This is a genomic window from Pantoea conspicua, from assembly GCF_002095315.1.
In the GTDB taxonomy this organism is placed as follows: domain Bacteria; phylum Pseudomonadota; class Gammaproteobacteria; order Enterobacterales; family Enterobacteriaceae; genus Pantoea; species Pantoea conspicua.
This window is the reverse complement of the sequence record NZ_MLFN01000018.1, coordinates 1-23,743: the sequence shown is the minus strand read 5'-3', so window position 1 is coordinate 23,743 and position 23,743 is coordinate 1. Positions and strand designations below refer to the sequence as shown.

The 23,743-nt window shown below is 57.7% G+C and carries 25 protein-coding genes, 1 tRNA gene and 1 pseudogene; 11 read left to right on the top strand and 16 right to left on the bottom strand.

Features of this window, described 5'->3' with window-relative positions; genetic code table 11:
• The first annotated feature begins 49 nt into the window (after positions 1-49).
• Both HA41_RS08730 and HA41_RS08725 read left to right on the top strand, forming a co-directional pair.
• Positions 50-1,195 (top strand): pyridoxal phosphate-dependent aminotransferase, encoded by a 1,146-nt coding sequence (locus HA41_RS08730; protein ID WP_208612753.1) that lies wholly within the window; start codon positions 50-52, stop codon positions 1,193-1,195.
• Positions 1,183-1,950, top strand: a complete 768-nt coding sequence (locus HA41_RS08725; RefSeq protein ID WP_094120447.1) for an amidohydrolase — start codon at positions 1,183-1,185, stop codon at positions 1,948-1,950. The genes HA41_RS08730 and HA41_RS08725 overlap by 13 nt, the downstream gene beginning before the upstream one ends.
• 28 nt (positions 1,951-1,978) lie before the next feature.
• On the opposite strand, the gene uraH is transcribed toward HA41_RS08725, so the two are convergent.
• The 9 genes from uraH to hpxU all read right to left on the bottom strand — a co-directional run bounded on the left by uraH (position 1,979) and on the right by hpxU (position 9,176).
• Positions 1,979-2,314, bottom strand: a complete 336-nt coding sequence (gene uraH / locus HA41_RS08720) for a hydroxyisourate hydrolase (protein WP_094120446.1) — start codon at positions 2,312-2,314, stop codon at positions 1,979-1,981.
• Positions 2,311-2,805, bottom strand: coding sequence for a 2-oxo-4-hydroxy-4-carboxy-5-ureidoimidazoline decarboxylase (gene uraD, locus HA41_RS08715; RefSeq protein ID WP_094120445.1), 495 nt, complete (start codon positions 2,803-2,805; stop codon positions 2,311-2,313). The genes uraH and uraD overlap by 4 nt, the downstream gene beginning before the upstream one ends.
• Before the next feature lie 2 nt (positions 2,806-2,807).
• Positions 2,808-4,061 (bottom strand): allantoate amidohydrolase, encoded by a 1,254-nt coding sequence (hpxK, locus tag HA41_RS08710; protein WP_094120444.1) that lies wholly within the window; start codon positions 4,059-4,061, stop codon positions 2,808-2,810.
• Positions 4,058-5,293 carry a pyridoxal-phosphate-dependent aminotransferase family protein gene (locus HA41_RS08705; protein ID WP_094120443.1) on the bottom strand — a complete coding sequence of 412 codons (1,236 nt, stop codon included), beginning with the start codon at positions 5,291-5,293 and terminating at the stop codon, positions 4,058-4,060. Before HA41_RS08705 ends, hpxK begins: the two co-directional genes overlap by 4 nt.
• Positions 5,294-5,314: 21 nt before the next feature.
• Complete coding sequence (locus HA41_RS08700) at positions 5,315-6,046, bottom strand: amino acid ABC transporter ATP-binding protein (protein ID WP_094120442.1); 732 nt, start codon at positions 6,044-6,046, stop codon at positions 5,315-5,317.
• Positions 6,027-6,683 (bottom strand): amino acid ABC transporter permease, encoded by a 657-nt coding sequence (locus HA41_RS08695; RefSeq protein WP_094120441.1) that lies wholly within the window; start codon positions 6,681-6,683, stop codon positions 6,027-6,029. The genes HA41_RS08700 and HA41_RS08695 overlap by 20 nt, the downstream gene beginning before the upstream one ends.
• A complete protein-coding gene (locus HA41_RS08690) occupies positions 6,683-7,348 on the bottom strand; it encodes an amino acid ABC transporter permease (protein WP_094120440.1) in 666 nt (221 codons plus the stop codon). Before HA41_RS08690 ends, HA41_RS08695 begins: the two co-directional genes overlap by 1 nt.
• A gap of 10 nt (positions 7,349-7,358) precedes the next feature.
• On the bottom strand, positions 7,359-8,144 hold the full coding sequence (locus HA41_RS08685) for a transporter substrate-binding domain-containing protein (protein ID WP_094120439.1): 786 nt from the start codon (positions 8,142-8,144) through the stop codon (positions 7,359-7,361).
• Positions 8,145-8,336: 192 nt separating this feature from the next.
• A complete protein-coding gene (hpxU, locus tag HA41_RS08680) occupies positions 8,337-9,176 on the bottom strand; it encodes a MurR/RpiR family transcriptional regulator HpxU (RefSeq protein ID WP_031374964.1) in 840 nt (279 codons plus the stop codon).
• Between the two features lie 143 nt (positions 9,177-9,319).
• On the opposite strand from hpxU, the gene HA41_RS08675 reads away from it, so the two are divergent.
• Genes HA41_RS08675 through hpxZ form a run of 4 tightly spaced genes read left to right on the top strand, consistent with a single transcriptional unit; the run spans position 9,320 to position 12,878 of the window.
• A complete protein-coding gene (locus HA41_RS08675) occupies positions 9,320-10,906 on the top strand; it encodes a gamma-glutamyltransferase family protein (protein WP_094120438.1) in 1,587 nt (528 codons plus the stop codon).
• 12 nt (positions 10,907-10,918) lie between these two features.
• Positions 10,919-11,101, top strand: a complete 183-nt coding sequence (gene hpxX, locus HA41_RS08670; RefSeq protein WP_094120437.1) for an oxalurate catabolism protein HpxX — start codon at positions 10,919-10,921, stop codon at positions 11,099-11,101.
• Positions 11,098-12,495, top strand: coding sequence for an AtzE family amidohydrolase (locus HA41_RS08665; protein WP_094120436.1), 1,398 nt, complete (start codon positions 11,098-11,100; stop codon positions 12,493-12,495). Before hpxX ends, HA41_RS08665 begins: the two co-directional genes overlap by 4 nt.
• Positions 12,495-12,878, top strand: a complete 384-nt coding sequence (gene hpxZ, locus HA41_RS08660) for an oxalurate catabolism protein HpxZ (RefSeq protein ID WP_094120435.1) — start codon at positions 12,495-12,497, stop codon at positions 12,876-12,878. Before HA41_RS08665 ends, hpxZ begins: the two co-directional genes overlap by 1 nt.
• 57 nt (positions 12,879-12,935) lie before the next feature.
• Here the strand turns inward: hpxZ and puuE are convergent, their stop codons facing one another.
• From puuE to HA41_RS08645, 3 genes are read right to left on the bottom strand one after another with little or no spacing between them, the layout of a single operon-like run.
• A complete protein-coding gene (puuE, locus tag HA41_RS08655; RefSeq protein WP_094120434.1) occupies positions 12,936-13,898 on the bottom strand; it encodes an allantoinase PuuE in 963 nt (320 codons plus the stop codon).
• Positions 13,899-13,932: 34 nt separating this feature from the next.
• Positions 13,933-14,664: an allantoin racemase gene (gene hpxA, locus HA41_RS08650; protein WP_094120433.1), complete on the bottom strand. Its 732-nt coding sequence runs from the start codon at positions 14,662-14,664 to the stop codon at positions 13,933-13,935.
• Positions 14,661-15,383, bottom strand: coding sequence for a GntR family transcriptional regulator (locus tag HA41_RS08645; protein WP_094120432.1), 723 nt, complete (start codon positions 15,381-15,383; stop codon positions 14,661-14,663). Before HA41_RS08645 ends, hpxA begins: the two co-directional genes overlap by 4 nt.
• Before the next feature lie 144 nt (positions 15,384-15,527).
• Here HA41_RS08645 and HA41_RS08640 point away from each other — a divergent pair, with 144 nt between their 5' ends.
• Entirely contained in the window at positions 15,528-17,021 is a 1,494-nt protein-coding gene (locus HA41_RS08640; RefSeq protein ID WP_094120431.1) for an NCS1 family nucleobase:cation symporter-1, read from the top strand.
• Between the two features lie 71 nt (positions 17,022-17,092).
• Here the strand turns inward: HA41_RS08640 and HA41_RS08635 are convergent.
• Positions 17,093-17,169 (bottom strand) — tRNA-Asp (locus HA41_RS08635).
• A 134-nt stretch (positions 17,170-17,303) separates the two neighbouring features.
• On the bottom strand, positions 17,304-18,035 hold the full coding sequence (gene dnaQ, locus HA41_RS08630) for a DNA polymerase III subunit epsilon (RefSeq protein WP_094120430.1): 732 nt from the start codon (positions 18,033-18,035) through the stop codon (positions 17,304-17,306).
• A gap of 51 nt (positions 18,036-18,086) precedes the next feature.
• Here dnaQ and rnhA point away from each other — a divergent pair, with 51 nt between their 5' ends.
• On the top strand, positions 18,087-18,554 hold the full coding sequence (gene rnhA / locus HA41_RS08625; protein ID WP_094120429.1) for a ribonuclease HI: 468 nt from the start codon (positions 18,087-18,089) through the stop codon (positions 18,552-18,554).
• Here the strand turns inward: rnhA and HA41_RS08620 are convergent.
• A complete protein-coding gene (locus HA41_RS08620; protein ID WP_094120428.1) occupies positions 18,536-19,273 on the bottom strand; it encodes a class I SAM-dependent methyltransferase in 738 nt (245 codons plus the stop codon). The genes rnhA and HA41_RS08620 overlap by 19 nt on opposite strands.
• A 42-nt stretch (positions 19,274-19,315) precedes the next feature.
• Here HA41_RS08620 and gloB point away from each other — a divergent pair, with 42 nt between their 5' ends.
• Together gloB and mltD are read left to right on the top strand one after the other, a co-directional pair.
• The gene (gene gloB / locus HA41_RS08615) at positions 19,316-20,071 is read left to right on the top strand and encodes a hydroxyacylglutathione hydrolase (RefSeq protein WP_094120480.1); all 756 of its coding nucleotides are present in this window, start codon (positions 19,316-19,318) and stop codon (positions 20,069-20,071) included.
• 71 nt (positions 20,072-20,142) lie between these two features.
• Positions 20,143-21,520: pseudogene (gene mltD, locus HA41_RS08610) on the top strand (murein transglycosylase D).
• A gap of 108 nt (positions 21,521-21,628) precedes the next feature.
• On the opposite strand, the gene HA41_RS08605 reads toward mltD, so the two are convergent.
• The gene (locus tag HA41_RS08605) at positions 21,629-22,420 is read right to left on the bottom strand and encodes an endonuclease/exonuclease/phosphatase family protein (RefSeq protein ID WP_094120479.1); all 792 of its coding nucleotides are present in this window, start codon (positions 22,418-22,420) and stop codon (positions 21,629-21,631) included.
• 278 nt (positions 22,421-22,698) lie between these two features.
• Here HA41_RS08605 and yafC point away from each other — a divergent pair, with 278 nt between their 5' ends.
• Positions 22,699-23,628, top strand: a complete 930-nt coding sequence (yafC, locus tag HA41_RS08600; protein WP_094120426.1) for a DNA-binding transcriptional regulator YafC — start codon at positions 22,699-22,701, stop codon at positions 23,626-23,628.
• Positions 23,629-23,743 lie beyond the last annotated feature (115 nt).

The following is a 23,743-nucleotide window of genomic DNA, read 5'->3' as shown; positions in this document are numbered from 1 at the left end:
CCACTTCGACATTCGCGCTGAAGGCCAGATAACCATGACGCAGCACAACCTGATTCCTGAGAGCAAACTTCCGGCGCTTGGGACCACTATTTTTAGCCAGATGAGTGCGCTGGCACAGCAGCACAATGCCATCAACCTTTCTCAGGGCTTCCCTGATTTTAACGGACCGGACTATTTGCAGCAGCGGCTGGCGTATCACGTTAGCCAGGGCGCAAACCAGTATGCGCCGATGGCCGGTGCGTTGCCGTTACGCGAGGCGATCGCGGAGAAAACGGCTGAGCTTTATGACTATCGTCCGGACGTGGAGCAGGAGATTACGGTCACGGCCGGGGCGACGGAAGCGCTGTACGCGGCGATTACTGCGCTGATCAGGCCGGGCGATGAGGTGATCTGTTTCGACCCCAGCTATGACAGTTATGCGCCGGCGGTTGAACTGTCGGGTGGCGTGCTGAAGCGCATCGCCCTGCAGCCACCGGCTTTCCGCGTTGACTGGACGGCTTTTAGTGCGCTGCTGAGTGAGAAAACCCGGCTGGTGATTCTGAATACGCCGCACAACCCGTCGGCCACCGTCTGGCGGCGCGAGGACTATGCTGCGCTGTGGCAGGCGATCGCTGCACTACCGGTCTATGTGCTGAGCGACGAAGTGTATGAGCATATCTGCTTCGATCCGGCCGGTCACGCCAGCGTGCTGGCCCATCCTGAACTGCGTCAGCGCGCCATTGCCGTCTCTTCGTTTGGTAAAACCTTCCATATGACCGGCTGGAAAGTGGGTTACTGCGTTGCGCCTGCAGCGATCAGCGCTGAAGTGCGCAAGGTACATCAGTATCTGACCTTTTCGGTCAATACCCCGGCGCAGCTGGCGATTGCCGATATGCTGCGCCACCAGCCGGAACATTATCGCGAGCTGCCGGCGTTTTATCAGGCGCGCCGCGACCGGCTGATTGCCGGATTGCAGCACAGCCGCTTTAACGTGCTGCCGTGCGAAGGCACCTATTTTTTACTGGTGGACTACAGCGCGATCTCCGATCTGGACGATGTCAGCTTTTGCCAGTGGCTGACCAAAGAGGTGGGTGTGGCAGCGATACCGCTGTCGGTGTTCTGCGCCGACCCTTTCCCTCATAAACTGATTCGCCTCTGTTTCGCTAAACAGCCGGCGACGTTAGATGCCGCCGCGAAGCGCCTATGTCAGCTTTAAACATTACCGTATTGCAGGAGACACTGAGCTGGATGGATGGCGAAGCCAATCTGCGCCATTTTGATCAGCAACTGGCTGGCATCACCGGACGCGATTTAATTCTGCTGCCGGAAATGTTTACCACCGGCTTTGCGATGGAGGCGGCAAAAAGCTCGCTGCCGCAGGCACAAGTGGTGGAGTGGCTGCAGCAGCACGCCCGGCAGGCTGACGCCCTGATCGGCGGCAGTGCGGCGATCCAGACCGAAAACGGCGCGGTAAATCGCTTTTTACTGGTCGAGCCGGACGGCACGCTGCATCAGTATGACAAGCGGCATCTGTTTCGCATGGCGGACGAGCATCATCACTATCTGCCTGGCGAGCAGCGTCAGATAGTGGAATGGCGCGGCTGGCGCATTCTGCCGCAAATCTGTTACGACCTGCGTTTCCCGGTCTTTTCGCGTAACCGCAACGACTACGATCTGGCGCTGTACGTCGCCAACTGGCCAGCGCCGCGGGCGTTGCACTGGCAGGCGCTGCTGTTGGCACGCGCGATTGAAAATCAGACTTACGTGGCGGGCTGTAACCGGGTCGGCAGTGACGGCAACCAGCATCAGTACCGCGGCGACAGCCAGATTATTTCACCACAGGGTGAGATCCTCAGTGCCGCCGAGCCGTTTCAGCGCGCCCGGCTGGATGCGGAGCTGTCGCTGGAGGCGCTCAATGCATACCGTGAACGCTTCCCGGCCTGGCAGGATGCGGATCCGTTTACGCTGTAGTTTGTCGCTGAAGTCTGGCCGGCAGCGATCAGCTGCCGCGATAGGTTGACCACGACCACGGCGAGATCAGGAACGGCAGATGAAAATGGCTGCCCGCTTCGGCAATGACAAAATCGATCTGGGCGCTGACGTAGAGCGCATCCCGTCCGGCGGCGGCAAAATAGTCGCCAATCTCCGCCGTTAAACGATAGTGGCCTGGCGCCAGCGGTTCAGGGGTCAGGGTTTTCAGACGACCGTCGCTGTCGGTCTCGCCCTGAGAAACCGGGAACCACCCTTCCGGGCTGTTCTGCTCCAGCGAAATCGCCACGCCGCTGGCCGGTTTGCCTAGCGCCGTATCAAGAATATGGGTGGTGACGGTGCTCATTCAATACTCTCCTCCAGGCGTAACAGGGTAATTTCACGCAGCTGATCCAGCGCTTCCTGCTGCTCAGCCTGTTGATCATTCTGTAACCGACGCTGCAATTCCGCCAGCATCTGCTCTGCACTCCGTCCTTTGGCGCGGATTAAAAACACCCGGCCAAAGCGCGCCTCATAAGCCTGATTGCCCTGCTGCATCGCCTGCTGCAGCGGCCGATCGGCCTGCTGCATAGCGGACTGTTCACCGCGCGACAGGGTGGCCTGTTTGTCGCTGCCGCTGGCCCGCTCGCCGATACGCGGATGGGCAGCCAGCGCCGCCTGTAAATCTTCGCTCTGCCACTGACGCGCCAGCCTGTCGCCGGTGGCGAGTAGCGCCGCCACTGAAGGATAGGGCCGCGCCGCCACCAGCGCCTGCTGCCAGTGTGGGATCGCCACACAGTGGGCAATCGCCGCCAGCGCCTGCTCCGCCGGTAACTGATTAAAGGGGGTTAATTCCATGCTCAGCTCCGTTCAGCAATCAGGCAGACCGCCTGCAGATAGGCCTGCAGCGCCGGGGCGACGTCGTTCACCGCCACCGACTCCGCCGGATGATGGCTGATGCCGCGGTGATTACGCACAAACAGCATCCCGACCGGCCAGCGTTCAGCAATCGCGATCGCATCATGGCCGGCGCCACTCGGCAGCGACAGGCTGCGTCCCTGTACCGTTTCCACCGCGTGACTCAGCGCCTGTTGCAGCGCGGAGTCACAGGCGGTGGCCCCGATGCGGTAATATTCGTTCGCCTCAAAGTGGAGACCGCGACGCAGCGCAATCGCCTCTGCCTGGGTTAACAGGCTGGAGAGTAGCGCTTCCAGCGGATTGTCCTGCGGCCCGCGCACGTCCAGCGACAGCGATACCTCGCCAGGGATGACGTTCACCGCACCCGGCGCGCAGGTCAGGGTGCCGACTGTCGCCACCAGCTGGGGATCCTGCTCGCGGGTGGTCTGCTCAACAAACACCATCCATTCGGCAGCGGCGGCCAGCGCATCTTTGCGGTGGGCCATCGGTACCGTGCCCGCATGACCGGCTTCGCCGATGAAACGGCAGTTCAGCCGGCGCGCACCGTTGATCGCCGTCACCACACCCAGTGGCAGATCAACCTGCTCAAGGCAGGGTCCCTGCTCAATGTGCAACTCAAGGTAGCCGACGATATCCTCAACCCGACGCGCGGCTGACGCGATTTCGCGGCTGTCGAGCCCGATATCCGCCATCGCCTGCGCCACGGTAATGCCGTTGCCGTCGGGATGGGTTACCCAGCTCTGCGGCCAGCTGCCGGTAATGCCGCGACTGCCGAGCAGCGTAATGCCAAAGCGGGTGCCCTCTTCATCGCAAAAACCGATCACTTCAATCGCCAGCGGCAAACGCTGCTGGTGCTGATGCAGCCACTGCACGGTTTCGATAGCGCTCAGCACCCCCAGCATCCCGTCATAGCGCCCGGCGTTACGCACCGTGTCGAGATGCGAGCCCAGCAGCAGAGCGGGCTCACCCGCTTGTGCCGCTTCATAGCGTCCGCAGATGTTGCCGACCGCATCCTGCCACACCTGCATTCCGGCGGCCTCCATCCACTCACCGACACAGGCGTTGGCGCGCAGGTGCTCCGGCGACAGGTAGACGCGCGTCAGTCCCTCTGCCGTTTCGCTGATCGCTGCCAGCGCATCACAGCGCGCCATGACGCGCTGTGCGGCGGCGTGGGCTTCGCTGGCATTCATCATCATGCCTGGCTCCCATAGTAGTCCCAGGCCGCCTGCGCGGCAGCGCCCTGCGGCGTGCGATAGCCCAGATAGGTCAGCACCGTTTCCAGCGCCGCCAGCGTCTGCATCACGCAATCCTTGCGGGCGTTAAAGCCCATAGTGCCGATGCGCCACACCTTGCCGTGCAGCGGACCGAACGAAGTGCCAATCTCAATGCCGAAATCATTCAGCAACAGCTGACGTACCTGATCGCCATTGATGCCTGGCGGGATCACCACGCCCAGCACGTTATTCATCTTGTGTTGCAGGTCGCCAAAGGTCTCCAGCCCCATGCCCTGAATGCCTTTCAGCAGCGCCTCGCCGTGCAGTTTGTGGCGGGCGATGCCGTTATCCAGCCCTTCCTGCAGGATCAGACGGGCACATTCGCGGGCGCCAAACAGCGCGCTGGTCGCCTCTGTATGATGATTCAGCCGCTCCGGGCCCCAGTAATCCATGATCATGCCGAGATCAAAATAGTTGGAGTAGATCATCTCCTCTTCGCCATCCTGATGCGCGGCGGTGCGGATCCCCTGCTCGACACACTTACGCTTGCGGATTACCGCTTCCATCTGTTCGCTCAGGGTGATCGGCGAGGTGCCAGAGGGTCCGCCCAGGCACTTCTGCATCCCGGCTGAGACCGCATCCAGCCCCCAGGCATCGGTTTCCAGCGCATTACCGGCCAGCGACGCGGTGGCATCGGTGTAGAACAGCACGCCATACTGTTTGCAAATCGCGCCCAGCTGCGCCAGCGGTTGCAGCATGGTGGTGGAGGTGTCGCCCTGTACCGTCAGCAGCAGTCGTGGCCGCACTTTTTTGATCGCATCTTCGATCTGATCCGGGGTAAAGACTTCGCCCCACGGCACCTCAATGGTGTGGACCTCGGCGCGGCAGCGGCGGGCGATTTCACACAGCAGATGACCAAAGCGGCCAAACACCGGCACCAGCACTTTGTCACCGGGCCGGATGGCGGAGAGCAGAATCGCTTCGATGCCGGCGCGCGAGGTGCCATCAATCAGCAGAGTCCAGCGGTTTTCGGTACGAAACACGCCGCGATAGAGCGCCATCACCTCATTCATATAGTGGGTCATGGCGGGATCGTACTGGCCGAGCAGCTGGCTCGACATGGCACGCAGCACGCGCGGATCGGCGTTGATCGGTCCTGGCCCCATCAGCAGACGTTGCGGTGGATTGAGTTGCGGGTAGCGAGTGATATCCATGATAAATTCCTTGTTAAAGACTTACAGGCGGACCGAGGAGATAAACTGTTTCAGCTCTGGCGATTGCGGCTGTGCAAACAGCGTTTTGCTGTCGCCCTGCTCCCAGACGCGCCCCTGATGCATAAAGACCACGCGATCGCCCACGTCGCGGGCGAAGTTCATTTCATGGGTGACGAGGATCAGCGTCATTCCTTCTGCTGCCAGCTGCTCCAGCACTTTGAGCACTTCGCCGACCAGCTCAGGATCGAGCGCGGAGGTGATCTCATCACAGAGTAAAACTTTCGGCGTCATCGCCAGCGCCCGGGCGATCGCCACCCGCTGCTGCTGGCCGCCGGAGAGGCTGGCGGGATAGTAATCGAGGCGTTCACCCAGCCCGACCTTCTCCAGCATCTGCGCCGCCAGTGCCCGGCACTCCGCCTCACTCTTTTTCAATACCCGACGCGGTGCCAGCATCACGTTTTCCAGCGCGGTCATGTGCGGGAACAGGTTGAAACTCTGAAATACCATGCCGACTGAACGGCTGATCTCGCGGGCCTGCGAATCGCGGTCGGTAATCGTCATTCCGCCCAGTTTGATGCTGCCTTCCTGATAGCCTTCCAGCCCATTGATGCAGCGCAGCAAGGTGCTTTTGCCTGATCCGCTGCGACCGATGATCGAGATCACCTCGCCCATGTCGATATCCAGATCCACGCCTTTCAACACATGGTTGTCGCCGTAATATTTTTGTACCTGATTAATGGTGATGAGCGGCATTGAATTTTTTCTCCAGATACTGGCTGTAGCGAGACAGCGGATAACACATCAGGAAGTAACCCAGCGCCACCAGCCCAAAGACTTTGAATGGCTGGTAGGTGACGTTGTTCAGAATGGTGCCGGCTTTGGTCAGCTCGATAAAACCGATAATCGACGCCAGCGCCGTGCCTTTGATCACCTGCACGGCGAAGCCCACCGTCGGGGCGATGCCGATGCGGATCGCCTGCGGCGCAATTACCCGCGCCAGGGTCTGGCCGAAGCTCAGGCCAAGACAGCGTGACGCTTCCCACTGCCCTTTCGGCAACGCACGAATACTGCCGTACCAGATATCGACCAGAAAGGCGCTGGTGTAGAAGGTCAGCGCCAGCGAGGCCGCCGTCCAGGGCGCGACGTCAATCCCGAACAGGCCAACGCCAAAAAAGGCGAGAAACAGCTGCATCAGCAGCGGCGTACCCTGGAACAGCGCGGTATAGCCGCGAACCCAGCGCGTCAGCCATTTACGCTGCAGCAGCCGCATAAACAGCAGCGGCAGGGTTACCAGCGTGCCGCCGACAAACGCCACCAGAGAGAGCAGCAGGGTCCAGCGCGCCGCCAGCAGCAGGTTGCGCACGATGTCCCACTCAGTGAAGGTTGTCATCATGCCTGCACTCCAAACCATTTACGGCCAATTACCAGCAGCAGCTGACGCATCGCAATCGACAACGCCAGGTATATCAACGTGGTCACCAGATAGACCTCAAAACTCAAAAAGGTGCGTGACTGGATCAGGTTAGCGGCGAAGGTCAGCTCCTCGTAGGAAACCTGCGACACCACCGACGATCCGAGCATCACGATGATGCACTGACTCACCAGCGCCGGATAAATGCGTTGCAACGACGGTGGCAGCACCACCCGCAAAAATGTCTGGTTGCGGGTTAAACCCAGTACCCGGCCCGCTTCCCACTGCCCTTTCGGCGTCACCTGAATACCGGCGCGGATAATCTCGGTGCTGTAGGCGCCAAGGTTGATCAGCATCGCCAGCAGCGCCGCTTCGCCGGCGGTGAGTTTCAGGCCCAGATTAGGCAGACCAAACACGATAAAGAACAGTTGCACCACAAACGGCGTATTGCGGATCAGCTCGACGTAGACGCCCCACAGACGGCTCATCCAGTTCGGTTTGCCGCTGCGCAATGCCGCGCCGACAATGCCGAGGCTGACACCGCCGACAGTGGCCAGCAGCGTCAACTGGATGGTGATCCACAGGCCGGAGAGCAGCTCCGGCCAGTAAGGCCACAGGGCGGGAAAGTTAAGTTGCCCGATCATTATCCGTTCCTCAGGCGCCGAGGCTGGCGGGCAGCGGGGCTTTCAGCCACTGTTCTGACAGGCTATTCAGGGTGCCATCTTTGATACCCTGCTCAATCAGCGCATCGATCTTCGCTTTCAGTGCCGGCTGCTCTTTCTTCAGCCCAATGAAGCAGGGCGAATCTTTCAGCATGAACTGGGCCACCGGTGCTTTACCTGGGTTCTGACGGGCGATAGCGGCCACCACCAGGTTACCGGTCGCGACATACTGAACCTGACCGGAGAGATACGCAGATAACGTGGTGTTGTTATCTTCATAGCGCTTCACCTGTGCATCTTTGGGAGCCACTTCGCTGAGCACCATATCCTCCACTGCACCACGCGTAACGCCAATCGATTTGCCGCTCAGTGCCGCCGCCGATTTGATCTCTTCGCCTTTCGGCCCGAATACGCCGAGGAAGAACGGCGCATAAGCGCGGGTGAAATCGATCACTTTTTCACGCTCGGCGTTTTTGCCCATGCTGGAGATCACCAGATCAACCTTGTCGGTCTGCAGATAGGGCACCCGGTTAGCGCTGCTGACCGGCACCAGCTGTAACTTAAGTTTCATCTGCTTCGCCAGGTATTTTGCCATGTCGATGTCGTAACCCTGCGGTTGCAGATCCGTGCCGACCGAACCAAACGGCGGGAAATCCTGCGGCACGGCTACGCGGATCACGCCACGCTGCTGAATGTCCTGCAGTTGATCGGCCAGCGCGCTGCCCGCCTGAGCCATCAGTAATGCCGCTGCCGCAACCGCCATCAAAACTTTTTTCATTATGCACCCCGGTGAGATTGTGTGAAACAAAAGATTCTTTAGAATCCAATCTGCAACTAATGTGCCAATCAGCGCAGCGGGAAGAAAAGGGGTGAACGGTAATGAGATTGTGAGGAAAGCGGCGTTACCCGCCGCAATTCGCTATTGGGAGAGGCTGAACTAAAAGGGGGCAAAGCACCAAAACGGTGCCTGTTAGCGGTGCTCCAGCTCGTCAAACTGCTGGTAAAGGTCGGCAATCTGATGGATACGCTGGCGACCCTGCGCCAGCATTTCATGCAGCAGCGCGTTGGCGATCAGGTTGATCAGGCTCATTGCCGAGGCATAGCTGTCAAAGGCCGAGACGCTGTCGAGCGGCGCGCAGAGCTGCCAGCGTGCCAGCGCAATCACCGTTTGCGCCTGCGGCTCACACAGCGCCAGCAGCGGGATGCCGGCGGTTTGTAGCTGCTGCATCAGCGGGCGAATCATCCGGGTGCGCCGGCGGAACGCCATCACCACCACCATATCGTCCGGCGTGATATCCACCAGCTCCTCGGCCAGCGTCTGGCCTGGCTGTGGCAGAATATGCACCTGCGGCCGCGCCTGCATCAGCTGCTGACGCAGGTGCAGCGCTACCGGATAGGCGTTACGCATACCAATAATAAACACCCGTTTTGCCTGCGCCAGCTGCTGGATCACCTCGCCGAAATGCTGCGCATCCAGGCTATTGACCCATTGCGTCAGGTTAGCCATCTCCTGCTTATAGTGCCGCGACAACAAGGTGTTGCCCTGCACCGCATCACGGTTATCGGTCAGCGGCATACCGCTCTGTCGCAGAGTACGCAGCTCATCGCGCATCTCTTTGTACTTTTCATAGCCCAGACGTTTGAATAACCGGCTGACGGTGGCTTTCGACACGCCGCTGAGCCGCGCCAGCTCGGCGCTGTTGTAGCTGATCAGATCGTCAAAATGGTCAAAAACAAAGTCGGCAATACGCTGCTCTTGCGGTGAGAGCTGGGAATAGTGGCTTCTGAGTCGTTCATCAAGCTGTTGCATAACAGGTCCTGTAACTTTTGTTTCAGCTGAAGCTAGCATAATTTGCGCCAGGTTAACGCGGCTGTAATGGCGGCCGGAATGAAAACTGGAACAGCTCTTGCTTTGTATACCGTTCTGTCACCCGATCACAGAACGAGAAAAGCATGATTCAAAGCAATATGGCCCCGCAGGGGATGGCGGTGACGCCGCACCATCTGGCCAGTGAAAGTGCGCTGGCGGTGCTGCGTGACGGCGGCAACGCCATTGAAGCGATGGTGGCGGCAGCCTCAACCATCGCCGTGGTCTATCCGCACATGAATGGCCTTGGCGGCGATGGCTTCTGGCTGATTATGCCGCCAGGCGGCGATCCTGTCGCGATTGATGCCAGTGGCGCAGCCGGATCGCTGGCCCATTTCGATTTTTATGCCGATCATCACCAGATCCCGCACCGGGGTCCGAAAGCCGCATTAACCGTCGCCGGCACGGTCAGCGGCTGGCAGGAAGCGTTACAGCTGGGCGCGGAGCTGGGCGGTACGCCGCTGCCGCTGGCGCGTCTGCTGCGCGATGCCATTCGCTACGCCGCCGATGGTATTCCGGTGACCGCTTCGCAGACGGCCGCCACGACGACATTCCGCAATGAGTTACAGCATCAGCCCGGCTTTGCCGCCACGTTTATGCCTGATGGCGACGTGCCGCAGCCGGGCAGCCGCTTTACCCAGCCGGCGCTGGCACAAACGCTGTGCCAGCTGACGGAACAGGGGCTCGACAGTTTTTATCGCGGTCCGCTGGCTCGCCACCTGGCCAGTGAGCTGTCAGCGCTGGGTATGCCAATCACCCTTGAAGATCTGCAACAGCAGCGCGCCCGCCGCTGTACGCCGCTGCATCTGTCACACAGCGAAGGTGATATCTGGAATATGACGCCGCCAACCCAGGGCATGGTGTCGCTGGCGATCCTGGGCATCACCGACGCACTGGAGATGGGCAACGCCACTGAAGCGCAGACCATCCACCGCATCGTTGAGGCAACCAAAAAAGCCTTTGCGCTGCGTGATAAATACATCACCGATCCGCGTCACGTTACCGAAGATTTGCAGGCGCTGCTCGACAGCGATCATCTTTGCACGCTCGCCAGTCAGATCGACGATCGCCAGGCGGCGCCCTGGGGCAACGGCCGCGGGCCAGGCGACACCGTCTGGATGGGCGTAATGGACAGCAGTGGCCTTGCGGTGTCGTTTATTCAGAGTATCTATCACGAATTTGGCAGCGGCGTGGTACTGCCCGGCACCGGCATCACCTGGCAGAACCGCGGTGCGGCTTTCAGTCTCGATCCCGAGCACCTGCTGGCGCTGGCCCCCGGCAAGCAGCCGTTCCATACCCTTAACCCCGCAGCCGCGCGCCTGAAAGATGGCCGCACGCTGGTCTATGGCTCGATGGGAGGCGATGGTCAGCCGCAGACCCAGGCGGCAATTTTTACCCGTCATGTGATTCAGGGCCTGCCACTGCAACAGGCGGTGAGCGCGCCGCGCTGGCTGCTGGGCCGCACCTGGGGTCAGTCTTCCGACTCGCTCAAACTGGAGAGCCGCCTCGCACCGGAAACGGTGGAGCAGCTGCGTCAGTGGGGACATCAGGTCGAGCTGCTGCCGGCCTTCAGTGAATTTGTCGGCCATGCGGGCGCTATCGTGCGCTACAGCAATGGCATGTTTGAAGGCGCCAGCGATCCACGCAGCAACGGCAGCGCCGCCGGTTTTTAACAGGAGCCCACCATGAACCCACCCGACTGGACCCACTACATCGCTCATATGGAGCAGATGCTGCAACTGGAGCTGGATGATGCCCGGCGCGCAGAGTTATTAACCCAGCTAACGCGAATTGCGCAGATGGCGGAGCCGCTGATGGCCTATCCGCTGGACGATCGACTGGATGTCGCGGGAGTGTATCAGGCATGAAACTGAGCGACGTTTCGATTCAGGCATTACGACTGGCGATCCACAACGGTGAGATCAGCGCCAGAGAGGTGGCTGAAACCACACTGCAGGCGATTGAGCAATACAATCCGCAGCTCAATGCATGGACTGAGGTGACCGGGCAACGGATGCTGAAAGAGGCAGAGAGTATCGATACCAGGCGGCAGCGCGGTGAAGATCTGCCGCCACTGGCGGGTATTCCTTACGCGGTAAAAAACCTGTTTGACGTTGCAGGCTATAGCACGCTGGCCGGTGCCAGTCTGTTCAGCCAGCGGCCCGCTGCGCGTGCCGATGCGTTTGCCATCGACCGGCTGCGACAGGCGGGCGCAACGCTGTCGGGCATGCTGAATATGGATGCCTACGCCTATGGCTTTACCACCGAAAACAGCCATTACGGTGCCACCCATAATCCACGCGATCTGAGCCGCGTGGCCGGTGGCTCCTCGGGGGGATCGGCTGCGGCAGTCGCGGCCGGTCTGGTCCATTTTTCGCTTGGTACCGACACCAACGGCTCGATTCGGGTGCCTGCCTCGTTGTGCGGCACCTTTGGCCTGAAGCCCACCTTTGGCCGCCTGTCGCGTAGCGGCAGCCATCCGTTTGTCGCCAGCCTCGACCACATCGGCCCCTTTGCCCGTCGGGTCGACGATCTGGCGCTGGTCTATGACCAGCTACAGGGCGCAGACAGCAACGATGCGTTTCAGGCCAGCCGTCCCGCGGCCGCAACGTTGCCAACCTTATCCCGCGGTCTGGAAGGCCTACGCTGCGGCGTACTGGGCGGCTTTTTCAGTGAATGGTGTGATGAGGAGGCGCGGGCTGCGGTGGCGGTTGTCGCCGCCGCGCTCAACGCGCAGGACGAGGTGATGATGCCGGAAGCCGAACTGGCACGCTCCGCGGCCTTTATCATGACGGCGGCGGAAGGCGGTAACGCTTACCTGCCCGCCTTGCGCCAGATGCCGGAACAGTTTGAGCCCAACTCACGCGAGCGATTACTGGCGGGGGCGATGATGCCCGGTGTCTGGTATCTGCAGGCGCAGCGTTTCCGCCGCCATTTCCAGCAGCAGGTACTGCCGCTGTTCAGCGAATTTGACCTGCTGATCGCCCCGGCGACGCCGTGCAGCGCAATCACCATTGGTCAGCAAACTATCACGATAAAGGGGGAGGAACTGCCCGCCAAAGCCAGCATGGGTATGCTGACGCAGCCGATCTCGTTCCTGGGATTGCCGGTCTGTACCGTGCCGCTGGCAACCCGAAGCGGTCTGCCGATTGGCCTGCAGTTAATCGCCCGTCCCTTTAATGAAGCCGCCGTACTGCGTGCTGCCTGGCTGCTGGAACAGCAAGGGTTCACCGTGGCGCAAATCAACATGGCAGGAGCCTGATGGATATTCAACAGATCAATTTACCGCAGATAGTCAGTGAAGTGACGGCGCAGTTTACCCGCTACGAGCAGGCGCTGATCGGCAACGATATCGCCGAACTGGATGCGCTGTTCTGGCATGATCCCCGTACCGTGCGGCTGGGTGCCGGTGAGAATTTGTATGGCATTGATGAGATCCGCGCATTCCGGGCGGCCCGCCCTTCCGCCGGGCTGGACCGGACGCTGCGCAACACGGTGATCACCACCTTTGGCGAAGATTACGCGGTGTGCAGCACCGAGTTTACCCGCGCCGGCAGCGATAAAATCGGCCGCCAGCAGCAAACCTGGGTGCGGTTGCCGCACGGCTGGTGCATCGTTGCGGCGCAGGTAAGCCTGATGAGTTAAGCGGGCTGGCGAGGCGTTTCATCCGGCCTGACGGCTGAATGAAACGCCTTGCAGTCATCAGGGCGCGTCGGGTGCCGGATGCGTTTTGATCCAGTGGTCAGCAATCTGCTGACGGCTGCAAATCCAGACGTCATCGTGCTGCTGGATATGATCGAGGAAGTTCTGCAGGGCACGGAATTTCCCCGGACGTCCCAGCAGGCGGCAATGCATCCCCACCGACATCATTTTCGGTGCGGTTTCGCCCTCTTCATACAGCACATCAAAGGTATCGCGCAGGTAGGTAAAGAACTGTTCGGCAGTGTTGAAGCCCTGTGGCGAAGCAAAGCGCATGTCGTTGCATTCCAGAGTATAAGGGATGATCAGGTGCGGTTTGACCGTACCATCCTGACAGGTGACCTGGGTCCAGAATGGCAGGTCGTCGCCATAGTAGTCACTGTCGTAACTGAATCCGCCCTGCTCCACCACCAGACGACGGGTATTCGGGCTGTCACGGCCGGTATACCAGCCGGTGGGCGCTTTGCCAAACAGGTCGAGCAAGACGTCCACCGCCTGCTGCATGTGCTGGCGTTCGGTTTTTGCATCCATTCCCTGATAGTGGATCCAGCGCCAGCCGTGGCTCACCACGTCATAATCCGCCTGTTTGATCGCCTCAACAATTTCCGGATGACGTGCCAGCGCCATCGCCACGCCAAACACAGTTAATGGCAGATCCCGCTTCTGAAATTCGTTATGGATGCGCCAGAAGCCCGCGCGTGAGCCGTACTCATACAGTGACTCCATCGACATGTGGCGATCCGGGTAACTGGCCGCGCCAATGATGTCGGAAAGAAATTGCTCCGAGCCAGCGTCGCCGTGCAGCACGCTATTTTCCGCCCCTTCTTCGTAATTCAGGACAAACTGCACCGCCACGCGGGCGTTGTTGGGCCAGGCGGCGTGCGGCGGGTTAGCGCCATAACCGATTAAATCGCGCGGATAGTTTTTGTTAAAGCTGTACTCTTTCTTCTCTGCAGCGTCAGTCATTACTCGCTTCCTGTGATCAATCGGGAGAGTTCCGTTAGTTTAGATGCTGAAACGCACCTGAGAGAGGTTTCTGCAAAGGCCAGGCCAGATCGCCATGTTTACTGGTGCCAAAACCCAGTGCCACCAGCGACTCCACCATTTTTACCGCCGCGCCCACGCCATCGATCACCGGCAAACCGAGTTCCTGCGTCAGCGAAGCGGCCAGCGTTGCCATGCCGCCACAGCCCAGCACAATCGCCCCGCTGCCATCTTCACGCTTCGCCTGGATGCAGCGCTGGCGTACCTTCTCCTGCGCAACACCGCTGCCATCTTCCAGCGCCAGCACCGGCAGATCGATGGCATGCAGCGCCGCACAGTGATGGGTAAAGCCATATTGCTGCAGCAGATGACGCGCAATCACCAGGGTGCGTGGCAGCGTGGTGACAATCGAGAACCGCGTCGCCAGCAGCGTCGCGGTGTGCATCGCCGCTTCTGCGATGCCGACGACCGGACCGCTGGCCAGCTCCCGCGCCGCCAGCAAGCCCGGGTCGCCGAAGCAGGCGATGACATGGCCGCTGACACCCTGTGCTTTGCCCAGTTTGATCTGCTCCAGCACGCCGATAGCGGCTATCGCTTCGTCGAAGTGACCCTCAATTGACGGTACGCCGTGCGCCGGACAGACGGCCAGAATGTCGGTGCCCGGTGCCGCTACGGCACGGGCCGCCTGGCCGATGGTTTCAGTCATTGCCAGACTGGTATTCGGGTTAATGACCTGAATCAGGCTCATGATGCGTTTCCTTTGTCGCTGCCAAACAGCCGGCTGAAATCGGGCAGCGTCTCGCCGCTGCGCTCAAAGTGCAGGCTGGAGACGATATGATCAAAGTGGTGCTGCAGGGCCTGGGTCAGCGGCGCTAAGGCGCGATCCCGCAGCAGGCTGAGCAACCGGCTGTGATCGTCGCAGCGGCAGCCGTGCTGCCACGGGGCGCCATAGGCGGCAATCACCAGCGATGAGCGCTGTGTCAGGCGGGTTACGATCCCGGTCAGCACCTGGTTACCCGAAATCGCCTGCAGCTGTATATGAAAGGCCGCCGACAACCGAATCGCGGCTGCGCCGTCACGATCGGCGTGCGCCTGATTCTCCTGCTCAATCAGTTGTGCCAGCGCCGCCAGATGCGGGGCCTGCAGATGCGCCAGCACCGCAGGCAGATTGGCGCACTCTATTAAGCTGCGGGTACGAAAAATATCGCGCGCCTCATCCACGCCTGGGGTCGTGACCTGTGCACCGCGTTTGGGCGTCAGCGTCACCATTTGCACTGCCGCGAGGCGTTGCAGCACTTTTCGGATCCCGGTGCGACTGACGCCAAACACCGCGGAAAGGGCCTCTTCAGGTAATTTACTGCCGGGCGGCAGCTGATGTTCAACGATAGCGTTCATTAACGCCTGGTAAATAGCCTCATCTTTCTGATGCAGTTCGGCAGCCTGTCTCTGGCCTGTTTCACTCTTCATTACCCGCTCCGGTCGGTGGCTGTGCGCAACGTATCGTATACGTGAACAATAATTTTTGTATACAAGAAAACAAATCTGGCCTGAATCCTGCAATAGCGTTTCACGCAATTATTCATTTCACTCTCGGGTAGAGGAGCAGGTTTCATGCCAAATCATTCAACGGTGGCCAGCAAGGCCTCTGAAGCCAACGCCAGCTACAGCCCCCGGCTGTGTAACGACGACCTGGCACCCACCCGCGACCAGAACTGGTCGTGGTACAACATCTTTTCGTTCTGGATGTCAGATGTGCATAGCATGGGCGGTTATGTGGTGGCGGCCAGCTTCTTTACACTGGGGTTAGCCAGCTGGCAGGTGCTGCTGTGTCTGCTGGTCGGCATCTGTATTGTGCAACTCTGCGCCAATCTGGTGGCGAAACCGAGTCAGATGGCGGGCGTGCCTTATGCGGTGATCTGCCGTCAGGCGTTTGGCGTGTTTGGCGCCAATATTCCGGCAGTGATTCGTGGCCTGATCGCCTTTGCGTGGTATGGCATTCAGACCTATTTAGCGGCCAATGCCCTGATGCTGGTCCTGCTGAAGTTTGTGCCATCGCTGTCGTCCATGACCGAAAGCAGCTGGCTGGGACTGTCGCTGCTGGGCTGGTGCTGCTTTGGTACTATGTGGCTGCTGCAGGCCATGGTGTTCTGGCACGGCATGAGCGCCATTAAACGCTTTATTGATGTTGCCGGACCGGCAGTCTATGTGGTGATGGTGGCGCTGGCAGGCTGGATTGTATACAAGACCGGTTTTGATGGTATCTCGTTTACCCTTGCCAGCAAGTCGCTGTCGGCTGGCGAGCAGACGTGGCAGATGATTACCGCCACCGCATTAGTGGTCTCCTACTTCTCCGGTCCGTTACTGAACTTTGGTGATTTCTCACGCTACGGTAAAAGCATGTCGGAGATCCGTCGCGGCAACCGCTGGGGTTTACCGTTCAACTTCCTGCTGTTTTCGATTGTGACAGTGGTGATTGTCTCGGGTACGCAGTCCCTGTTCGGCAAAATGATCACCGACCCGATCGAAACGGTCAGCCGGGTCGGCAATGACCTGGCAGTGGCGATTGGCCTGCTGACCATGATCATCGCTACCATCGGCATCAATATCGTCGCCAACTTTGTTTCACCCGCCTTCGACTTCTCCAACTGTTCGCCGCAAAAAATCAGCTTCCGCACGGGCGGGATGATCGCCGCGGTAGGGTCGGTACTGTTAACGCCGTGGAATCTATTCCAGTCACCGGAGTTGATTCACTACACGCTCGACGTACTGGGCTCCTTTATCGGACCACTGTTCGGTATTCTGCTGACCGATTTTTATCTGATTAAGCGTGGACGTATCAATGTCGACGATCTGTTCAATGATACCCCGGCAGGCCGTTACTGGTATCGCGGCGGCTTTAATCCGAAAGCGATTGGCGCCCTGCTACCGTCGGTGGCGATCTGTCTGGTAATCAGTTTTATTCCGTCACTGCATGAGGTCGCGAACTTTAGCTGGTTTATCGGTGCGGGTCTGGCGGCAGGCTGTTATCGCTTTATCGCCCGTGACGAGCGTGAAGGAGAAGAGGTTGCAGCCTGGCGCAATCACGTGGCAGTGCAGAAGGATTAAGCACGCTGACAGACCTGGCGCGCAGACAGCAAAAAGCCGATTCATTTCTGAATCGGCTTCTTTAAAGAGATTGGCGGAACGGACGGGGCTCGAACCCGCGACCCCCTGCGTGACAGGCAGGTATTCTAACCAACTGAACTACCGCTCCGCGCTTTGTTCCCCGTCGAGAACGAGGCGAATATTAATGGCAGGCTGTTAACACGTCAACGCTTTTTCCGGTGGCGGAAATCGTTTGCTGGTTTTTTCACCTTCTCGTTGATTTTACCCGCAAAATCGCCGATCTCAGCTGCGCCACAGGCAGCTGCCGCCCTTCTTCATCACCAGATCGAGACGTGATTCATGCGCAACGATCTCCTCATCACTGGCCGTTACCACCCGTAAGGCGGACGCCGGACGCACGATGCGCTGAATACTTTCGCCCTGCGCCTGGCGGGCGCTTTCACTCTCTGATAAAAACGAGAGTGAAGTCTGCCCGCCGGTCATGGTCAGAAAAACGTCAGCCAGGATCTCGGCATCGAGCAGTGCGCCGTGCAGGGTTCGTTTGCTGTTGTCGATTTCATAACGTGAACACAGCGCGTCAAGGCTGTTGCGCTTGCCCGGGAACATCCGGCGCGCCAGGGCCAGGCTGTCGGTAATTTTGCAGAAGGTTTCAGTTTTCTCAATGCCGCGGTTCAGCTTTGAAAACTCGTAGTCCATAAAGCCGATATCAAACGGGGCGTTATGGATCACTAATTCAGCACCACGAATGTAATCAAGAAACTCATCCGCAATCTCGCTGAACGCAGGCTTGTCGGCCAGGAACTCATCCGCAATGCCATGCACGCCAAAGGCTTCCGGATCCACCAGCCGATCGGGCTTCAGATACATATGAAAATTGTTACCGGTCAGGCGGCGGTTAATCACTTCGACCGCACCAATCTCAATGATGCGGTGCCCCTCATAATGCACCCCGATCATGTTCATGCCGGTGGTTTCAGTATCGAGTACGATCTGGCGGTTATTTGCAGTGCTCATAAGACCCGTTTTATGTCAGACTTGGCGTTTTTGAGAGGAAGTCTACCAGAGATGCGCAAACAGGTAGAAATATTCACCGATGGATCCTGTCTTGGAAATCCCGGCCCCGGCGGTTACGGTGCCATTTTACGTTACGGCCAGCATGAGAAAACCTTCAGCGCCGGTTATCACCTTACCACTAATAACCGGATGGAGCTGATGGCGGCGATTGTCTCACTGGAAGCGCTGAAGCAGCCGTGCGACGTGGTGCTCAGCACCGACAGTCAGTATGTCCGTCAGGGTATTACCAGCTGGATCCACAACTGGAAGAAACGCGGCTGGAAAACGGCCGATAAAAAACCGGTGAAGAATGTCGATCTCTGGCAGCGTCTCGATTTGGCGCTCAGCACCCACAAAATTGAGTGGGAATGGGTTAAAGGCCATGCCGGACATCCTGAGAATGAGCGCTGTGATGAACTGGCGCGCAGTGCCGCTGAGAATCCTGCCTTTGAGGATATCGGTTATAAAACCGAATCCTGATCCTCTTTCTGCCGGAACTGGCGCGTGGCGTTGACCGTCTGACGAATTTTACTGGTACTGAGGCTTTTCCTCGCCCGTGTCGGAATCAGCGGGAATGTTCGCTTACGCGCCACCACAATATTCAGGCATCCCAGCGCCGGCAGATGGGCGCTGATCAATTTTCCGCCCTGCCGGTGCCACGGCAGCACCTGAAAGCGGGTGCGGTAGACCACTTCATAATTGAGCAGCCCCAGCCAGTCGAGTAATCGCATCTGGCTGAACATCCTGCCGCTCCACGGCGCTTTACGTGGCAGACCCGGCACAAATTTACTGACGCCAAGCAGGCTAAAGGGATTAAAGCCGCTGATGATCATCCAGCCATCGTCAATCAAGACCCGATCGACTTCACGTAATACCCGATGCGGATCCTGACTCCATGCCAGGGTGTGGGCCAGTAAACAGGCATCAATGGATTTCGATTCAAACGGCAGCTGCATGGGGTTTGCCAGCACCTGTAATAGCTCGCCTTCACTGCCGACATTAACCTGATGTGAAATAGCGCAGTTTTCGGTGTTGATTTCTGCGCTCAGGTTGCCAAGCTTAAGCATATGAAAGCCATAAAGCTTTCCGAGGTAAGGCTGAAGCTGCTGCGTCAGCGCGTCACGAAAATAGTCTCCCCATGGCATATCGCGCCATGAGAGCGGCGCATTCAGAATCTGGCGTGTTTTAGCGGGCTTCATGCTTTACCCTCTTCCTTTTCCTATGGCCTGCGAGAGGTGATGATGAATCTTACCAGTATTCCTGCGTTGCAGGATAACTACATCTGGACACTGACAGATGATGACGGGAAATGCCTGATTGTCGATCCCGGCGAAGCACAACCGGTGTTAGAAAAAATGGCCGCCAACGGCTGGCAACCGGTCGCCATTCTGTTAACCCACCACCATAACGACCACACCGGTGGGGTAAAAGCGCTGTGTGAGCAGTTCCCGCAGCTTGAGGTTTTCGGTCCAGAGGAAACCGCCAGTAAAGGGGCGAAAACCCGGGTTCGTGAAGGTGATCGGGTCGAGGTAATGGGTTTGTCCTTTGAGGTGATCGCCACACCGGGACACACTTTAGGACATATCTCATATTACAGCGCACCTTATCTTTTCTGTGGTGACACGCTGTTTTCAGGCGGCTGTGGACGTCTTTTTGAAGGAACCGCTGAGCAAATGTACCATTCCTTTCAAAAGCTTAATCAGTTACCAGGGAAGACTCTGGTCTGCTGCGCACATGAGTATACTTTATCCAATTTGAAGTTTGCTGCGGCTATTCTGCCCCATGACCCGCAAATAACGGCTGAATATCAGAAAATTAAGGACTTACGCGCCGAAAATGGCATTAGTTTGCCAACAAAACTGGCGCACGAACGGTCAATAAATTTATTTCTCCGTACGCAAGATCCTGATTTGCAAAGGGCTTTAAGCGTTAATTCGCCTGCAGAGCCGGTATGGCAAACATTTGCCGTTCTACGCGAGAAGAAAGACGCTTTTTGATTTTTCGGGTTGTGTTGTGAAAAGTCGTCACGTATAGTTGCTCGTCTTTTAAGCGAACTATTGACACACACATGAAGGCTAAAGCGATATTACTCGCCTCGGTCTTGCTGGTGGGATGTCAGGCATCACGGAATGACGCCAATATCCCCGAACAGCATGCCCAGAGTCTGTCTTCAGCTGGTCAAGGTGAAAATGGAAAGTACGGAGACGAGTTTTTGTCGCCGCGTTGGCAGGAAGATGGAACTGGCCTCGCAGCAGACGCAGATCTCTGGAGTTTCATTAGTGACGAGTTGAAGATGGGGATTCCGGAAAACCCGGCAATCCGCGAACAAAAAAAGTAAATTTTTAAAACATAAGAGCTATCTCCACGATGTAACATTACGGGCAGAGCCGTACATGTACTGGATAGTCGAGCAGATACAGAAACGTAAAATGCCGATGGAACTGGTACTGCTACCCATAGTGGAGAGCGCTTTTGACCCCCGCGCAACCTCATCCGCCAATGCCGCTGGTATCTGGCAGATTGTTGCGGCAACGGGTCGAAACTATGGTTTGAAACAGAACCAATATTACGATGGGCGACGTGATGTCGTTGCATCCACTAAGGTTGCGCTGGATATGATGCAGCGTCTCAACACAATGTTTGACGGTGACTGGTTACTGACTATTGCCGCCTATAACAGTGGTGAAGGACGGGTGCTCAAAGCGATTAAGCAGAATAAGGCGCGCGGTAAGCCGACTGACTTCTGGCACTTATCGCTGCCACGCGAAACCACGGTGTATGTGCCGAAAATGTTAGCTCTGAGTGAATTGCTCAAAAATAACAAGCGTTACGGTATCAAACTGCCGACCCCGAACGAAAGCCGCGCTCTGGCACGCGTGGAAGTGGGTCAGCAGATTAAACTGACGCAGGCCGCAGAAATGGCGGGTATGTCGCTCACTAAACTCAAGAGCTTCAATACCGGTTACAAAGGCGGTGCAACAGCGCCAAACGGACCGCACTATATTATGGTGCCTAAGTCCAACGTCGCGAAGTTGCGTAACTCACTGGCATCCGGTGATATCGCAGCGGTGCAACCGACTCAGTTGGCGAAAGCCAGCGCCAGTGGCGGTTACAAAGTGCGACGGGGTGATACCCTGTCAGGGATTGCCTCGAAACTTGGCGTTAGCGTGAGTACACTGAAGCAGGATAACAACCTGCGCGGTGCTGATATCCGACCGGGTCAGACCCTGACTATCGGTTCGAATGGCACCCGACTGGCTGATAACGGCAACAGCATCACCTATCGCGTACGTAAAGGTGATTCTCTTGCCAGTATTGCACGGCATCACGGCGTCAATATTAAAGACGTGATGCGCTGGAACAGTGTGCTGGACAGTGCGAAAAATATTCAGCCCGGCGATAACTTAACGCTGTTTGTGAATAATAACGCGAATCCTGATACCTGATACGTTGAAAAGGCTGACAAATGTCAGCCTTTTTCTTTTATTTGCCCCGCTTCTTCGCCCTCCCCTGCCCTTCCGCGCCAGCCGGGTTAACTCATTCTTCCGCGCCGATTAGCCTCTCGGGTTAAACTCCACCAGTAACGGATTATGGTCAGACGCACGCGTGACCAGCACCGAGGCTTCACTCACCGCCAGATCGCGATAAAATACGAAGTCCAGTGGGCGGCCAAAGGCTTTGCGGCGATGATCGGCGGTAAACATCACCTCCTCCAGTTTCATCCGATGGGCAAAGCGATAGAGCGCATTAATACGCTGACGGCTCCAGGCATTGAAATCACCCGCCATGATCACTGGTCCGCGATGGTGCATGATCTGTTCGCCAATCGGTCCCAGCTGCTTGCTGTAGACATCGATGCCTAAACTGAAATTAACCGCATGGATGTTCACTACCATCAACATATCGCCGGTCGGTAACGGGTAGGCGGTGACCAGCGCCGATTTTGCCAGCCTGAGAAGCGGCTCACGCTCGCGCAGCGGACAACAGTAGACTGGGTGAGCTGAGGCCAGCGTCATCACGCCTGAGGGGTGCTGAGGCAGCACAAAGGCGGGCACCTGATCGGCAGCCAGATAATTGCTGGTAGCGAACTGTACCAGCTCCGGTGTGGTCTGCGCCTCCTGCAACAACACCAGATGAGCGTCTTTGCCGAATCCTTCCAGCACTGACATCCAGTCGGCACGCTGCTGCTTGAAGATATTCCATACCAGAACTTTCAGGTTGGGATGAGCGGGCAATGGCGCGCCGGGTGGCAGTCCCTGACCGAGATGTAGCATCGCGCCCGGCGGAAAAATCTGTTCCGCTGGTTGTCCCGCAACATATCGCATTGCATAAGTTTTTTTGCGCACTTTCCCGCCTGGCTGATGATTCAAAAACAGATAACACTGATCTGTTATAGGGATTTTAGACCGGGGTTTCAATGGATGCTGAGCATTGTCGGAATCCATGCCACTTTTCATCTGCAAATCCGCCTTTTTTATCCGGTCTGACTCAGTTTCGCGGTAAAAGGTATCGCGCAATTCAGCCAGAGGGCCATCAACCCCCTATAATGATGACAAATAATGACCTCACGCCACAGAGTATATTGGCCCGGTAACCGATTCACGTCACCATACGGAGAGGAGTCATGAAGGCGTCTTCCGACGAACTGAAAGTGTTTGTCAGTGTAGTAGAAAGTGGCAGCTTCAGTCGTGCTGCTGAGCAGATGCAGATGGCTAACTCTGCTGTCAGCCGGACGATAAAAAAGCTTGAGGGTAAACTGGGCATTGCATTACTGACCCGGACTACCCGTCAACTGGCACTGACTCAGGAGGGCGAGCGCTATTTCCGCCATGTGCAACGCTTTTTGCAAGAGATGACCAGTGCGGAAAGCGAATTGATTGAAAGCCTGCAGGCACCTGGTGGGTTGTTACGTGTTGATGCCGCAACGCCGGTGATCCTGCATTTACTGATGCCGATGATCAAACCGTTCCGTGCGCGCTATCCGGAAATTACGATCTCTTTGATCTCTTCAGAGAGCTTTATCAACCTTATTGAACGCAAAGTTGATGTGGCCATTCGCGCAGGCAATCTGACGGACTCAACGCTGCGCGCGCGACTGCTGTTCAATAGCTTCCGTAAGCTGGTTGCGTCGCCAGGCTATCTGGCTGAATATGGCATACCGAAAACGGTAGCGGATCTGGCTCAACATCACTGTCTCGGCTTCGCTGATCCCTCACGACTCAACCGCTGGCCTGTCTCTCAGGAAAATGGTGAACTTTACGATATCCGGTGGGAAATTTCGTCTAATAGCGGCGAAACCATCAAGCAATTGTGCCTGAACGGTAACGGTATTGCCTGCCTGTCTGATTATATGATCGATCGGGAAATTGCCGAGGGGAAATTGATTGAGTTGCTGGCAGAACAGCGTTTGCCGGTCGAGATGCCGTTTAATGCCGTTTATTACAGAGACACTGGCGTGAGTCAGCGGGTGCGCGCGTTTATCGATTTTCTCAGTGAGTGGACTGCCGATCAACCCTGGCGGATCGAGGATCGTTCGACTGCAGAATTACCTTAACTGGCCCGATCGTATTTGCGCTGGCGTGGCTTTACGGCAGCGCTGCGCAACTTCGCCAACGTTATTCGCACCAATGGAAAAAGCCCTGACCGTTAAGTCAGGGCTTTCCAATTAA

Bases quoted from the DNA above. Each gene is read 5' to 3' on its own strand.
- HA41_RS08725 (WP_094120447.1), top strand. From the start codon at position 1,183: ATGTCAGCTTTAAACATTACCGTATTGCAGGAGACACTGAGCTGGATG.
- hpxA (WP_094120433.1), bottom strand. From the start codon at position 14,664: ATGAGCCTGATTCAGGTCATTAACCCGAATACCAGTCTGGCAATGACT.
- gloB (WP_094120480.1), top strand. From the start codon at position 19,316: ATGAATCTTACCAGTATTCCTGCGTTGCAGGATAACTACATCTGGACA.
- yafC (WP_094120426.1), top strand. From the start codon at position 22,699: ATGAAGGCGTCTTCCGACGAACTGAAAGTGTTTGTCAGTGTAGTAGAA.
- HA41_RS08685 (WP_094120439.1), bottom strand. From the start codon at position 8,144: ATGAAAAAAGTTTTGATGGCGGTTGCGGCAGCGGCATTACTGATGGCT.
- uraH (WP_094120446.1), bottom strand. From the start codon at position 2,314: ATGAGCACCGTCACCACCCATATTCTTGATACGGCGCTAGGCAAACCG.
- HA41_RS08705 (WP_094120443.1), bottom strand. From the start codon at position 5,293: ATGGATATCACTCGCTACCCGCAACTCAATCCACCGCAACGTCTGCTG.
- rnhA (WP_094120429.1), top strand. From the start codon at position 18,087: ATGCGCAAACAGGTAGAAATATTCACCGATGGATCCTGTCTTGGAAAT.
- hpxZ (WP_094120435.1), top strand. From the start codon at position 12,495: ATGGATATTCAACAGATCAATTTACCGCAGATAGTCAGTGAAGTGACG.
- HA41_RS08645 (WP_094120432.1), bottom strand. From the start codon at position 15,383: ATGAAGAGTGAAACAGGCCAGAGACAGGCTGCCGAACTGCATCAGAAA.
- HA41_RS08620 (WP_094120428.1), bottom strand. From the start codon at position 19,273: ATGAAGCCCGCTAAAACACGCCAGATTCTGAATGCGCCGCTCTCATGG.
- HA41_RS08640 (WP_094120431.1), top strand. From the start codon at position 15,528: ATGCCAAATCATTCAACGGTGGCCAGCAAGGCCTCTGAAGCCAACGCC.
- HA41_RS08665 (WP_094120436.1), top strand. From the start codon at position 11,098: ATGAAACTGAGCGACGTTTCGATTCAGGCATTACGACTGGCGATCCAC.
- puuE (WP_094120434.1), bottom strand. From the start codon at position 13,898: ATGACTGACGCTGCAGAGAAGAAAGAGTACAGCTTTAACAAAAACTAT.
- dnaQ (WP_094120430.1), bottom strand. From the start codon at position 18,035: ATGAGCACTGCAAATAACCGCCAGATCGTACTCGATACTGAAACCACC.
- HA41_RS08700 (WP_094120442.1), bottom strand. From the start codon at position 6,046: ATGCCGCTCATCACCATTAATCAGGTACAAAAATATTACGGCGACAAC.
- hpxU (WP_031374964.1), bottom strand. From the start codon at position 9,176: ATGCAACAGCTTGATGAACGACTCAGAAGCCACTATTCCCAGCTCTCA.
- HA41_RS08675 (WP_094120438.1), top strand. From the start codon at position 9,320: ATGATTCAAAGCAATATGGCCCCGCAGGGGATGGCGGTGACGCCGCAC.
- HA41_RS08690 (WP_094120440.1), bottom strand. From the start codon at position 7,348: ATGATCGGGCAACTTAACTTTCCCGCCCTGTGGCCTTACTGGCCGGAG.
- hpxK (WP_094120444.1), bottom strand. From the start codon at position 4,061: ATGATGATGAATGCCAGCGAAGCCCACGCCGCCGCACAGCGCGTCATG.
- uraD (WP_094120445.1), bottom strand. From the start codon at position 2,805: ATGGAATTAACCCCCTTTAATCAGTTACCGGCGGAGCAGGCGCTGGCG.
- HA41_RS08695 (WP_094120441.1), bottom strand. From the start codon at position 6,683: ATGACAACCTTCACTGAGTGGGACATCGTGCGCAACCTGCTGCTGGCG.
- hpxX (WP_094120437.1), top strand. From the start codon at position 10,919: ATGAACCCACCCGACTGGACCCACTACATCGCTCATATGGAGCAGATG.